General features: G+C 65.1%; 13 protein-coding genes. 12 read left to right on the forward strand and 1 reads right to left on the reverse strand.

Annotated features, from left to right (window positions below; genetic code table 11):
• Positions 1-14 precede the first annotated feature (14 nt).
• The 5 genes from AC24YW_RS24385 to neuB all read left to right on the forward strand — a co-directional run bounded on the left by AC24YW_RS24385 (position 15) and on the right by neuB (position 5,828).
• Entirely contained in the window at positions 15-1,217 is a 1,203-nt protein-coding gene (locus tag AC24YW_RS24385; protein WP_487485095.1) for an HAD-IIIA family hydrolase, read from the forward strand.
• 134 nt (positions 1,218-1,351) lie between these two features.
• Positions 1,352-2,371, forward strand: coding sequence for an NAD-dependent 4,6-dehydratase LegB (locus tag AC24YW_RS24390; protein WP_487485096.1), 1,020 nt, complete (start codon positions 1,352-1,354; stop codon positions 2,369-2,371).
• A complete protein-coding gene (locus AC24YW_RS24395; protein WP_487485097.1) occupies positions 2,364-3,590 on the forward strand; it encodes a LegC family aminotransferase in 1,227 nt (408 codons plus the stop codon). Before AC24YW_RS24390 ends, AC24YW_RS24395 begins: the two co-directional genes overlap by 8 nt.
• Positions 3,583-4,761, forward strand: a complete 1,179-nt coding sequence (gene neuC, locus AC24YW_RS24400) for a UDP-N-acetylglucosamine 2-epimerase (RefSeq protein ID WP_487485098.1) — start codon at positions 3,583-3,585, stop codon at positions 4,759-4,761. Before AC24YW_RS24395 ends, neuC begins: the two co-directional genes overlap by 8 nt.
• Positions 4,758-5,828 (forward strand): N-acetylneuraminate synthase, encoded by a 1,071-nt coding sequence (neuB, locus tag AC24YW_RS24405; protein WP_487485099.1) that lies wholly within the window; start codon positions 4,758-4,760, stop codon positions 5,826-5,828. The genes neuC and neuB overlap by 4 nt, the downstream gene beginning before the upstream one ends.
• A 1-nt stretch (position 5,829) precedes the next feature.
• Here neuB and AC24YW_RS24410 read toward each other — a convergent pair whose 3' ends face one another.
• A complete protein-coding gene (locus AC24YW_RS24410; RefSeq protein WP_487485100.1) occupies positions 5,830-6,441 on the reverse strand; it encodes an acetyltransferase in 612 nt (203 codons plus the stop codon).
• A 199-nt stretch (positions 6,442-6,640) separates the two neighbouring features.
• Here AC24YW_RS24410 and AC24YW_RS24415 point away from each other — a divergent pair, with 199 nt between their 5' ends.
• Genes AC24YW_RS24415 through AC24YW_RS24445 form a run of 7 tightly spaced genes read left to right on the forward strand, consistent with a single transcriptional unit; the run spans position 6,641 to position 13,481 of the window.
• Entirely contained in the window at positions 6,641-7,690 is a 1,050-nt protein-coding gene (locus tag AC24YW_RS24415; protein ID WP_487485101.1) for a nucleotidyltransferase family protein, read from the forward strand.
• Complete coding sequence (locus AC24YW_RS24420; protein WP_487485102.1) at positions 7,687-8,595, forward strand: Gfo/Idh/MocA family protein; 909 nt, start codon at positions 7,687-7,689, stop codon at positions 8,593-8,595. The genes AC24YW_RS24415 and AC24YW_RS24420 overlap by 4 nt, the downstream gene beginning before the upstream one ends.
• The gene (locus tag AC24YW_RS24425; protein ID WP_487485103.1) at positions 8,592-9,293 is read left to right on the forward strand and encodes an acylneuraminate cytidylyltransferase family protein; all 702 of its coding nucleotides are present in this window, start codon (positions 8,592-8,594) and stop codon (positions 9,291-9,293) included. The genes AC24YW_RS24420 and AC24YW_RS24425 overlap by 4 nt, the downstream gene beginning before the upstream one ends.
• Positions 9,294-9,306: 13 nt before the next feature.
• A complete protein-coding gene (locus tag AC24YW_RS24430) occupies positions 9,307-10,128 on the forward strand; it encodes an SDR family oxidoreductase (RefSeq protein WP_487485104.1) in 822 nt (273 codons plus the stop codon).
• A 10-nt stretch (positions 10,129-10,138) separates the two neighbouring features.
• Positions 10,139-11,665, forward strand: a complete 1,527-nt coding sequence (locus AC24YW_RS24435; protein WP_487485105.1) for an oligosaccharide flippase family protein — start codon at positions 10,139-10,141, stop codon at positions 11,663-11,665.
• Positions 11,662-12,552, forward strand: a complete 891-nt coding sequence (locus AC24YW_RS24440) for a class I SAM-dependent methyltransferase (protein ID WP_487485106.1) — start codon at positions 11,662-11,664, stop codon at positions 12,550-12,552. The genes AC24YW_RS24435 and AC24YW_RS24440 overlap by 4 nt, the downstream gene beginning before the upstream one ends.
• A complete protein-coding gene (locus AC24YW_RS24445) occupies positions 12,549-13,481 on the forward strand; it encodes a phytanoyl-CoA dioxygenase family protein (protein WP_487485107.1) in 933 nt (310 codons plus the stop codon). Before AC24YW_RS24440 ends, AC24YW_RS24445 begins: the two co-directional genes overlap by 4 nt.
• Positions 13,482-13,500: the final 19 nt, after the last annotated feature.

A 13,500-nucleotide genomic window follows, 5' to 3' on the forward strand; every position in this document is an offset into this window, starting at 1 on the left:
CGAAGGGACAAATCATGCTGAGACAGGCTGTCGTCCTCGTCGGAGGGCTGGGTACGCGGCTTGGCGCGCGCACCAAGGCGGTGCCGAAACCGATGCTCGACATCGGGGGGAGGCCGTTTCTCGACACCCTGATCGATGAACTCGTCCGCTACCACGTCTTCGACGAAATCCTCCTGCTAGCCGGCCACAAGGCCGACATCGTCGAGAGCCACTACGCCGGCGCGGCGCGGGGCCGGGCAAAGATCCTGGTGTCGCGCGAAACCGAGCCGCTCGGGACCGGCGGTGCGCTCGTGAACGCGCGCGATCTGCTGCACGACCGTTTCCTGCTGCTCAATGGCGACTCGCTGTTCGACTTCAACCTGCTTGATCTGATCGCGCGTGCGCGGGACGGTCGGATTCACATGGCATTGCGCGACGGCGTCGTCGGGGACCGCTACGGGCGCGTCGCGCTCGATGGCGAGGTGGTGCGCGATTTCATCGCCCCGGGTGCGGGCGCCACGGGGCCGGTCAATGCCGGGATCTACGTCGTCGATAAGTCCGTTCTCGCCGATATCGCAAAGCTTCCCGCCTCCCTCGAACAGGACGTGTTTCCCGGCCTTGCCATGCGCGGCGAGCTGCGCGGCACCGCTTATCGTGGCTATTTCATCGACATCGGCATCCCCGACGATTTCGCGCGCGCTGACCGCGAATTGCAGGACAAGCTGCGGCGGCCGGCCGTGTTCTTCGATCGCGACGGCGTGCTCAACCATGATACCGGCTACGCATTCGAGACGCACAAGCTCGAATGGATCGACGGGGCACGCGAGGCCGTGAAGGCCGTCAACGACGCCGGCTATTTCGCCTTCGTCATCACCAATCAATCCGGCGTCGCGCGCGGCTATTACGAGGAGCATCACGTCGTCAACCTGCACCGCTGGATGGCGGATCAGATGGCGCTGGTCGGCGCGCATATCGACGCCTTCGAATATTGCCCCGACCATCCCGAGGGAACCGTCGCCCGCTATTGCCGCGTCAGCGACCGTCGCAAGCCGGGGCCGGGCATGATCACCGACCTCGCGCAGCGTTTTCCGATCGACATGGCGCGGAGCCTGGTGATCGGCGACAAGCCGAGCGACCTCGAGGCCGCGCAGGCTGCCGGACTTCCCGGCCATTTGTTCCAGGGCGGCAATCTCGAGGCGTTCGTGAGAGCGCACCTGAACGCGGCCGGGAAGACTTAGATGGCCCGTCAAAAACTGCTGCATCCCCGGGCATTTGGCAGCTTTCGCACCGCTGCTCAGTTGCGCGCGACCGCCAGTATGCTATAGCGCCATCTTGTTGCGAAGATTGGCTTAATCGCCTTTTGGGGTCCGGCATGGCAGATCTGAGGGACGCCCGCGTCCTCGTTACCGGCAGCGACGGCTTCATCGGTTCGCATGTCGTCGAGGAGCTGGTGAAAGCCGGGGCCCGCGTCAAGGCCGTCGTCTATTACAACTCCTTCAACTCCTGGGGCTGGCTGGACACCGTCCCCGCCGACATCATGAAGTCCGTGGAGGTGGTCGCCGGCGACATCCGTGATCCGCATTTCATGATCGCGGCCGCCAGCGGCTGCACCGACGTGCTGCACCTGGCGGCGCTGATCGCGATCCCCTTCTCCTATGTCGCGCCCGATTCCTATGTCGAGACCAATGTACGCGGCACCGTCAACGTGCTCCAGGCCGCGCGCATGGTCGGCGTGCGGCGCTTCGTGCAGACCTCGACCAGCGAGGTCTATGGCACGGCGCAGACCGTTCCGATCAAGGAGAGCCATCCGCTGGTCGGCCAGTCGCCCTATTCGGCCTCGAAGATTGCCTCCGATCAGATGGCGCTATCGTTTCACGCCTCGTTCGACCTGCCGGTCGTGGTGATCAGGCCGTTCAACACCTATGGACCGCGGCAATCGGCGCGCGCGGTCATCCCCACGATCATCAGCCAGATCGCGACCGGCAAGCGCAGGATCCGTCTCGGCGCCGTCAGCCCGACCCGTGACTTCTCCTTCGTCACCGACACCGCGCGCGGCCTGATCGCGGGACTCACCGCACCGGCCGAGCAGACCGTCGGCCAGACCATCAATCTCGGCAGCGGCTTCGAGATCTCGGTCGGCGCCACCGCGCAGATGATCGCCGACGTCATGGGGACCACGATCGAGATCGAGACCGACGAGGCACGGCTGCGCCCGGCGAACAGCGAGGTCGAACGGCTCTGGGCCGACAATTCCAAGGCGCGCCAGCAGCTCGGCTGGGCCCCGGAATTCGGTGGGATCGAAGGCATGCGCCAGGGCATCGTGAAGACGGCGAATTGGTTCACCAATCCCGTCAATCTCAGCCGCTACAAGGCGGACGTCTACAATGTCTGAGGCACGGATGGGAACGACCGCGACCAGATCCGACGTCTCTGCGCGCACATTCGATCCGAAGGCCGTGGTGGATGCCGTCCGTCGCGCCGCAGGCACCCCCAACGGCATCCTCGGCCTGCACGAGCCGGTGTTCGCCGGAAACGAGGTCGCCTATCTCGAAGAATGCATCAAGAGCACCTTTGTCTCCTCGGTCGGCCCGTTCGTCGATCGCTTCGAGCGGATGCTGGAGGAGGTGACGGGCGCCAGGCGCGCGGTCGCCGTGGTCAACGGCACGGCCGCGCTGCACGCCTGCTTCCGCCTCGCCGGCGTCGAGCCCGGCGACGAGGTCCTCTCGCCGGCGCTGACCTTCATCGCGACCACCAACGCGATCGCCTATTGCGGGGCGGTGCCGCATTTCGTCGACAGTTCCTTCGTCACGCTCGGCATGGACCCGCGCGCCCTCGCCGCGCGGCTCGGCAGGATTGCCGAGCGAACGCCGCAAGGCCCGGTCAATCGCGAGACCGGGCGCCGCATCGCCGCGATCTCCCCGATGCACACGTTCGGGCATCCCGTCGAGCTCGACGAGATCGCCGCGATCGCGCGAGACTGGAACATCGCGCTGGTGGAGGACGCCGCTGAGTCCCTGGGCTCGACCTACAAGGGCCACGCCGTCGGATCGAAGGCGCGGCTCGCGGCGCTGAGCTTCAACGGCAACAAGATCGTCACCACCGGCGGCGGCGGCGCCATCCTCACCGACGACGAGGAGCTGGGACGCCGCGCCAAGCATCTCACCACCACCGCGAAGCTGCCGCACAAATGGGCCTTCGTGCACGACGAGATCGGCTTCAACTACCGCCTGCCCAACCTGAACGCCGCGCTCGGCTGCGCCCAGCTCGAGCAGCTCGACGGCTTCCTGGCAAGCAAGCGCCGGCTGGCTGCAGCCTATGAGCGCGTCTTTGCGGACGTTCCCGGCGTGAGCTTCTCGCGCGAGCCCGAGGGCACCACGAGCAATTACTGGCTGAACGCGATCCTGCTCGACGAGGCCCATGCCGCGCGGCGGGACGAGGTGCTGACGGCGCTGAACGAAGCCGGCTTCGGCGCGCGGCCGGCCTGGACCCTGATGCACCGCCTGCCGATGTTCTCGGACAGCCCGCGCGGCGATCTCGCCACCGCCGAGTCGATCGAGCGCCGCCTGATCAACCTGCCGAGCAGCGCCAGCATCAGAGCCCGCGATGAATAGCGGCGCGCGAAAGATCTGCTTCGTCACCGGCAGCCGGGCCGATTTCGGGCTGCTGGTCTGGCCGATGCGCGCGATCCGCGAGACGTCAGGTTTGAGGCTCCAGCTCATCGCCACCGGCATGCATCTCGCGCCGGAGTTCGGCTACACCTTCAACGCCATCCGCGACGAGGGCTTCGAGGTCGACGAGCGCATCGAGACGCTGCTTGCCAGCGACACCGGCGCGGGCGTTGCAAAATCGGTCGGGCTCGGCGCGATCGGATTTGCCGACGCGTTCGCGCGGCTGCAACCGGATCTCGTCGTCGTGCTCGGCGACCGCTTCGAGATGTTCGCGGCCGCCCAGGCCGCGATGTTCATGCGGCTACCCATGGCGCATCTGTTCGGCGGCGACGTCACCGAAGGCGCGGTCGACGAATCCGTCCGCCACGCCATCAGCAAGATGTCGCATCTGCATTTCACCAGCAATCAGGACTCGACGCGGCGATTGATGCAGCTTGGCGAGCACCCTACCCGTATCCACACCATCGGCTCGGTCGGCATCGACGCCATCAAGCATCTCGATCTGATGAACCGCGACGACATCGGCAACGCGATCGGGATGCCGCTCGGCGAACGCAATGCGCTTGTCACGTTCCATCCGGTGACGATCGAGGCCGGACGCTCGGTGGCCGAGCTGGACGAGCTGTTCGCGGCGCTGTCGACGCTCGATCCCGGCTTTCGTCTCATCTTCACGCTCGCCAATGCCGATGCCGAAGGGCGCGCGCTGAACGACCGGACCAAGGCCTTCGCGGCCGGCCGGCCGAACACGATCGCGGTCGCCTCGCTCGGGCAGCTCCGCTATCTCAGCCTGATGAGCCAGGCGGACGTCGTGATCGGCAATTCGTCGAGCGGCATCCTCGAAGCGCCGTCATTCGGTGTTCCGACGGTGGATATCGGCGACCGTCAGAAAGGGCGCGAGCGTGCGGACTCGGTGTTTCACGCCGCTGCCGAACGCGGCGCGATCGCCGCGGCGATTTCGCAAGCGCTTCAGCGCGGCCGCAAGGACACCGTCAATCCCTATGGCGACGGCGATTCCAGCCGGCGATTTGCCGACATCATCGCCGCTATCCCGGATTTCGGGCAACTCCTGAAGAAGGGCTTCTACGAAGCTCCCGCAAGCGGAGCGCGGCCATGACGAGCCACACGCTGATCATCGCGGAGGCCGGCGTCAATCACGACGGCAGCCTGGACAAGGCACTGGCCCTGGTCGATGCGGCGGCCGACGCCGGTGCCGACATCGTCAAGTTCCAGACCTTCAATGCGAAGGCGCTGGCGGGCGGAACCGCGAAGAAGGCCGACTACCAGCAGCGCACGACGGACGCCGCCGAGAGCCAGCTGGCCATGCTGGAACGTCTCGAGCTGCCGCAGGCGGCGCATCACACGCTGATCGCGCGTGCCGAGGCGCGCGGCATCGAGTTTCTGTCGACACCGTTCGACGACGCTTCGCTCGCCTTTCTGCTGTCGCTCAAACTGCCACGCATCAAGATCGGGTCGGGCGATCTCACCAATGCCCCGCTGTTGCACGCCGCAGCGAGGGCCGGCGCCACGCTGATCCTGTCGACCGGCATGGCGACGCTCAGCGAGATCGAGGAAGCCCTTGGCGTATTGGCGCACGGCTACACGCAGCGCAACGATGCTGCGGGCCTTGCATCTTTCCGCGCGGCGTGGCGCGATCCGGCGGCGCGGGCCGCGCTGGCGCGGCACGTCAGCCTGCTCCATTGCACGACCGAATATCCCTGCCCCATCGCCGATGTGAACCTCGCTGCAATGGCGACGATGCGGTCGGCGTTCCAGCTTCCGGTCGGCTATTCCGATCACACTGACGGTTTCGAGGTTTCGGTCGCCGCCGTCGCGCTCGGCGCGGCCGTCATCGAGAAGCACCTCACGCTGGATCGCAATGCGCCTGGTCCCGACCACGCGGCCTCGCTCGAACCCGATGAGTTCAAGCGGATGGTCAGCGCGATCCGCAATGTCGAGGCCGCGCTCGGCGACGGCGTGAAGGCGCCGAGGGAGTCCGAGGTCAGGAATGTGCCGGTGGCGCGCAAGAGCATCGTGGCGGCGCGCGCGCTGAAGGCCGGCGAGATCATCGGCGCGGCCGACATCACAGCCAAGCGGCCGGGCACGGGGCGTGCGCCGGTCGAGTACTGGTCGCTGATCGGAACCGCGGCGCCGCGGGCGCTCGAGCCCGACGATCCGATCTAGACTAGCGGCGAGGCTTTGCCGGAACGCCGCGCAACGTCGACCCGGGCGGCCATGCCCCCGTGACGACCGAACCCATCGCCACCAGCGTATCGTGACCGATGGAGATATGATCGCGGACACGGCTGCCGAGCCCGACGAAGCAATTGTCGCCGATTTCTGCGCCCCCGCCGACCACCGTTCCCGGAGAGAGATGGGTGTAGTGCCCAATGCGCACATCGTGCTCGACGACCGCGCCCGAATTGACGATGCAGTGATGGCCGATCATGCTTCGCGCGTTGACGATCGCGCCGGGCATGACGACGCTGCCCGGGCCGATCGTGGCCGACGGCGAGACGAACGCGCGCGGATGGATCACCGATGCCCAGTGCGTCAGTTGCAGCCGGCCGATCATCTGCCGGCGCGCGGGCCCTGCCTGCATCGTTCCGACCCCGACCACGAAGGCGGCATCCGGATAGTTCGGCGCAACGTCATCGGTTCCGAGATAGCGCGCATCGCCCAACGTTCCCGGCTGACGATCGAGGAAACCGATGACGTTGAACTGGCCCGACAGGAGCGCCGCCTCGTAGACCATGAAGGCATGTTCGCCGCCGCCGATGATGATCAGATCGTCCATCGCGATTCCCCCTGAGCCGCACCGATCTTAGCGGCCGGGCCCGCGCGCTTCAAACCGCCCGATTGCGCCGGAAAACGCGTGAATTAGCAAGGACAAGCCCGGGTCCCCTGACGGGGTTGACGCCGCCTCTCGCAGCCGCGATATAGCAGGCTCAGCCGTGGGCCGCCCACAAATCCGGCGTATACGAGGCAGAATTGCCATGAAATCCTGGCGCAAGGCCATCGTCGGTACCCAGGCAAGTGTGGGCGAGGCCATTGCCGCGATCGAGAGCGGAAGCATCCAGATTGCGCTGGTGCTCGACGACCAGAACCGGTTGCTCGGCGTGGTCACCGACGGCGACGTCAGACGCGGGCTGCTGCGCGGCATCGCTCTCACCGGGCTTGCGACCGACATCATGAACCGGACGCCGGTGTCGGCCCCTGCGACCTTGCCCCGTGAGGATCGCCTGCATTTGATGCGGCAGAGGTCGATCAAGCAGCTCCCGCTCGTCGATGAAGGCGGCCATCTCGTCGTGGTGGAGACGCTCGATGAGCTGCTCGAGCCGCGCCAGTATCCGAATCCGGTGCTGATCATGGCCGGCGGCCTCGGCGAGCGTTTGGGCGCGTTGACGCGCGACGTTCCGAAGCCGATGCTCAATGTCGGCGGCCGGCCACTGCTCGAGACGATCGTCCGCAACGTCGTCCAGCAAGGCTTTGGCAACATCTTCATCTCGGTGAATTACAAGGCCCAGACGATCAAGGATTACTTCGCCGATGGCGCCGCCTTCGGCGCCAACATCCAGTACGTGCACGAGACCGAACGCCTCGGTACCGCCGGTGCGCTCGGGCTGTTTGCGACACCGCCGGATCTGCCGATGATCGTCACCAACGGCGACATCCTCACCACGATCAACTATGGAGCGCTTCTCGACTTCCACAACGGAGCGCCGGCGGAAGCGACGATGGCTGTCCGCGAGCACAAGGTGCACGTGCCCTATGGGGTGGTGTCCACCACGGACGGATTTCTCCAGACCATTCGCGAGAAGCCGACGGAGAGCTGGTTCGTCAGTGCGGGCATCTATGTGATCGGCAGGTCGGTCTTCCGCCACGTCACGCCGGGCGTCAGCATCGATATGCCGACCGTGCTCGAGCGCGTGATCGCCGACAAGGGACGCGTCGCGGTCTATCCGATTCGCGAGTACTGGCTCGACATCGGCCGGCTGGAGGATTTCGAGCAGGCGCATGCGGAGTTTCACGAGGTCTTCCCGTGACCTCGACAACAGCCGTCGTGGTCGGCCTCGGCTCGATCGGCACAAGGCATGCGCGCGTCCTGCGCGAGCTCGGCCTTCGGGTCGCGACGGTCAGCCGGCGCGAAGGTGGCGACTACGGATCGATCGCACAGGCCGTCGCGGCGACGCATCCGGACTACGTGGTGATTGCCACCGAGACGGCGCGCCATGCGGACAATCTGCAAGAGCTGGCGCAAACCGGCTTCCATGGCAAAGTCCTGGTTGAAAAGCCGCTTTTCGCAACGCCTGCACCGGCCCCGAAATATCCGTTTGCCCATGTCAGCGTCGGATACAATCTGCGCTTTCACCCGGTGATGACGGCGCTGGCGGACACACTGCGCGGGCGCGAGGTGATCACGGTCGGCGCCTATGTCGGCCAGGACATCAGGGACTGGCGACCGGACCGCGATCACCGCACAACCGCTTCCGCCACGGCTGATGCCGGGGGCGGCGTGCTGAGGGATCTCAGCCACGAGCTGGACTATCTGCTCTGGCTGTTCGGGCCATGGCATCGCGTCGCGGCGCTTGGCGGCGCGTCCGGCGCGCGCGACATCGACGTCGAGGACCACCTCGACCTGCTGCTCGATATGCAGCGCGCACCGTCCGTCCACGTTCACATGGACTATCTCGACCGTCAGGGCGTCCGTCGCATTCGCGTCAATGTCGACGACGACACCATCGAGGCCGATCTCGTCGGCGGGCGCCTCGCCGTCAACGGTAAGGCAAGGGAGATTCCCAGCGAACGCGACCAGACCTACCGCGACATGCATGTGGCGGCGATGCGTGGCGTCAGTCCGGCCTGCTCGCTGCCGGAGGCCCTCGGGGTCGTGCATCTGATCGACGCCAGCGAGCGCGCGCTGCGCAGCAAGACCTGGGTGTCGCCATGAGTCTTGTCTGTACCATCTGCGCGCGAGGCGGCTCGAAAGGTGTCGTCGGCAAGAACGCGCGCGATCTCCTGGGCAGGCCCGTGCTCGCATGGAGCATCGAGCAGGCGCGCGAGACCGGCCTGTTCGACGCGATCGCCTTCAGCAGCGATTCGGACGCCTTGCTCGATGCGGCGGTGAAGGCCGGCGCCGATATCGCGGTCAAGCGCCCCGATGAGATGGCGACCGATACCGCGCCGAAGCTGCCGGCGATCCGGCACTGTCTCGAGCAGGCCATCGCGCAAACGGCTACGACGCCGGAGATTTTCGTCGATCTCGACGTCACGTCCCCGCTCAGGCTGGCCTCCGACATCACCGGCGCGGTGGCGTTGCTGCGCGAGAGCGGCGCGCGCAATGTCATTACCGGTGCGCCGGCGCGGCGCTCGCCGTATTTCAACCTCGTCGAGCAGCGCACCGACGGCAGCGTCGGTCTCTCGAAATCCGCCAATCCGCCGATCACCCGACGGCAGGATGCCCCGCGCTGCTTCGACATGAACGCGTCGATCTATGTCTGGCGCGTTGCACCGTTCCTGGAGCAGCCTGCGGTGTTCTATCCGGATACACGCCTGTTCGAGATGCCGGAAGAGCGTTCGATCGACATCGATTCGGATCTCGATTTTGCGTTGGTGGAGCTGTTGCTCCGCCAGCGAGTGCCGGCTTGAGGAGGCGCAAGCGATGACCACTGGCTTCAAGGCGCTGTTCGATCTGACCGGGCGTACGGCCGTCGTCACCGGCGGCTGCGGCATTCTCGGACGTCGATTTGCCGAGGGGCTTGCCGAGTTCGGCGCCAACGTCGCGATCGTGGATCTCGATCAGGCCGCGACCGACGCAGCGGCGGCCGACGTCGCCTCACGCCATGCCGTCCGCGCCAAGGGCTACGGTTGCGACATCACCAATCCCGATGCGGTGCGCAAGACGGCCGATGCGATCGAATCCGACCTTGGAACGGTCTCGATCCTGCTCAACAACGCCGCCAGCAAGACCCGCGATGTGGACGCCTTCTTCGCCCCGGTCGAGGCGTTCTCGCAGGATACCTGGCGCGAGATCATGTCGGTCAATCTCGACGGCATGTTCACCGTCGCGCAGGTGTTCGGCGGCCGGATGGCCGAGCGTGGCTACGGCGCCATCGTGCAGACCGCCTCGATCTACGGACTGCTGGCGCCCGACCAGCGCATCTACGAAGGCTCCGAATATCTCGGCCGCGCCATCAACACGCCGGCGGTCTATACGGCCTCCAAAGCCGGGGTCATCGGCCTGACCAAGCACCTTGCGACTTACTGGGCTGCGAAGGGTGTTCGGGTCAACACGCTGACCCCGGGCGGGGTGGAAAGCGGCCAGAACGAGACCTTCAAGCAGCGCTACGGTGCTCGCGTCCCGCTTGGACGCATGGCGCGGGCGGATGAGATGGTCGGGACCATGCTGTTCCTGGTGTCCGATGCGGCCTCCTACGTGACCGGGCAGAACATCGCAGTCGACGGCGGATTGAGCGCCTGGTAACAAAACACCAATGATCAAGCGCCTGATCCAGAACACGGTGATTTCGGCGTTTGCCTTCGGCGTGGCCGCCTTGCTGGGCCTCGCGGTCATTCCCCTGATCATCGGAACCTGGGGGGTGACCGAGTTCGGTCTCATCGTCATTTCGCGGCTTCTGCTTCCCAGCGGCATGATGGCGGTGCTGGACCTCGGTCTCTCCGAGATCGCAACCCAGGTCGTCGCGCGCGCGCGCGAGCACCGCAACTGGATCCAGGCCAGCCGCCAGATCGCCTTCTTGGGAGCGGCCTCCATCGCTCTCGCCTTGATCCTCAGCACCGCGATCTGGCTCGCGACACCGCTGTTCGTCATCGTGATGAAGGTTGACGCCGCGCACCTCGAGACCTTCGCCGGGATCATGCACTACACGGCCCTCGCGAATCTGATCTTCGTTCCGGCGCTGGTGTGGGAAGGCATTGTCAAAGGCTTCGAACGCTACAACCTGCTCCGCGCCGCCGAGGTCACGTCGACGGCGGCCTATGTCGGCCTGACATTCGCAGCATCGTCGGCGGCGGCAGGCTTCGAGGCGGTCGCCTACATCTATCTCGCCACCCTGGTTGCCCGCGCCGTTGTCATCGGAATTGCCGCCTTCGTTGCCCTGCGACACAAGCACGTGCGATTGCTGCCATGGACCCGCGACATCCGAAAGGACATCCTGCATCGTTGCCTGCTGCTGCTGCAAGGCAAGCTGATGGGCGGCATTTCCGGACCGCTTCAACCGTTCCTGATCGGATTGCTGTTCGGACCCAGGGCCGTCGGCACCTACGACGCGCTGGTACGATTGTCGCGGCTCTCCAAGGTTGTGGTCAGCCTCCTGACATCCGCTCTGCTTCCGGTTGCCAGCCGGCTCGACGAGCGCGGCAGCGCCGCCTCGTTCCAACGCCTCGGCGACCTCGGCCTCGTCATGATGCCGATGTTCGTCGTGCCGCCACTTGCCAGCACCGCAATCCTTTCGCCTGAGATCATGCAGATCTGGATCGGCCCGCTTCTCGCGCCCTACGCGTTCTGGATGGGCCTGAGCTTCCTGGTTCCGATCTGCGCGCAATATGTGGCAATCGGCAGCCTGATCTTCCTGACGCGGCCCGAGGTGCAGGCCAAGCTCAACCGGCTGGTGGCCGTTCAGCTTCTGATCTGGGCGGCGGTCTCCGCCGCGACGCTGCATCTGTTCGCGGAACGCGCCCTGATACTGGGCCAGGTCATCGGCAGTATCGCCGTGCTTCCGTTGCAACTGAGGGAGTTGCGCAATGCACTCGAGCTCGATCGCAATCAGTTCGCGAAAATGATCGGAACCCAGTTCGCAATCCTTCTCCTGGCAAGCGTTTTTCTAGCAACAATTGCAGGTTACATTCGGTTCGACAGCGTGCTAAAGCTCGCGCTCGGTTCCATGGTTTTCTGTCTGGTGACGTGGGTGCTCCAGTACTTTCTGGTCCTCGAGCAGCGGCACCGGACCGTATTTCCCGCAGTCGGCCAACTGATGGGACTGACATCCAAAGCAGCTAAATGAACATCCACGCGACAGATGCGAAGGCGGTCACCACTGGGTTCGCTCCGGCCTCGTTGACGGACAAGGCCACGACTTATGCCATCGACGCGGCAAGGAGCATTGGCCGTCTTGCCATGCGCCGCGTGAAGCGCACGGCCGACGTCGTGGATTCCGAGTACAACCTGACGCATTGGCTGCGAATGCTGACCGAAAAGAGCTGGACGAAAGCCGCCAGCATCGACGAGTTCCTGATACCGAAGAATCCCGCGCAGGCTCTTCGCAAGGTGGACAATCAGATCTGCAGGATCGCGGCCGACGACTATTATCGCTATCGTGCCCGGGCCCTCGGCGACCTGCTCGCGCGGCATGCAGGCGGCGCCGCGGAGATCGTCGAGCTCGGCGCCGGCTGCGGCATCAATCTGCTTTCGCTCCACCTCAATCATCCGGACTGGAAGCTGCACGGGTTCGACATTGCACCGAACGGAATCGCCGCAGGCCGCGAGATCGCGGCACACTATGGCCTGTCGGACCGGATTTCGCTCGACAGGATCGACCTGACCGACGGCAACGACCCGAATTATTCCGCCATCGATGGTCAGGTCGTCTTCACTTATTTCTGCATCGAGCAGATCCCTTATGACGTGCGCAAGGTCGTGGACAACATCATTGCTGCGAGGCCAAAGCGCGTCATCAACATCGAGCCGACGACGGAGCTGCTAAATCTCTTGAGTCCGCGAGATATCGTCAGCTTCCTCTATATCCGTTCGGTCGACTACCAGACGCAGCTATTCTCGACGCTCGACGAATACGAGCGGCAGGGCCGCGTCCGCGTCCTGGCGCGCGAACGGATGCCGTTCGCGCCGACGATCCACAATGATGGTTTTTTGTATTGCTGGGAGCCCACATGACAACCATCAACACGACAGCTGTTCAATCAGCCCCGAAGAAGGCGAAGATCAGCCAGTTCCGCCGCCTGTTGTGGCACGTCAACCGCACCGACCTCGGATGGGCGGTGAAGGCGGGTCTGACCGCCCTGCAACTGCCTGCGCGCAGCAAGCGCGTCGCGCTGCTGAAGCAGCTTCCCACGAAGCCCGAGTGGTCCGAGGCGAGCCGCAAGCTCGCCGAGGATGGTTATGTCGACGTGTCCACGCTTGTGGAACGCAGCCTCGCGGAAGCCGTCGCCTCGTTCGCGGACGCCAAGGTGAAGCGCCTCAACGAGCTCGTCGGCCAGCAGAAGGAACGGCACAAATCATTCTGGGTCAGTCTGCTTGACGAGGACCTCGTCAACGGGTCCTTCGCAACCGACCATCCCTTCGTGCGCTATGCTTTGCAACCTGCTGCACTGCGTATCATCGGCGACTTCATGCATGACCTTCCGCAATTATCGGATGTGGTGTTGACGTTGTCGCAACCGACTCCGAACCAGGCGCTGAGCTTCTCGCAATTGTGGCACCTCGATCACGACGACAAGCGGGTCTGCAAGCTCTTCATCTATCTGACCGATGTTCAGGACACCGCGGACGGTCCGTTTACCTTCATTCCGGCCGGGCCGTCGAAGGCGTTCCGCAACTCGCTGAAGAGCCATATGAGCGACGCTCAGGTGTTCGCCAAGACCGGTCCGGACGCGGTCAAGGAGATGATCGCGCCCCGGCTGTCGTCCTTCATCGTCAACACGGCGCGCTGCCTGCACATGGGAAGCCGGATCCAGTCGGATCGCAGCCGCCTGCTGTACACGGCAACCTACATCCAGCAGCCGCGCATCTTTCCCGAACCGCCGCCGCGCTTCCGCGCAGTCGGTACCCTGACGGAGCTCGAGCGCACCGTGATGCGGCTCTAACGCGGATCTGCCGGGAGCT

The organism is Bradyrhizobium sp. USDA3516, assembly GCF_057651995.1.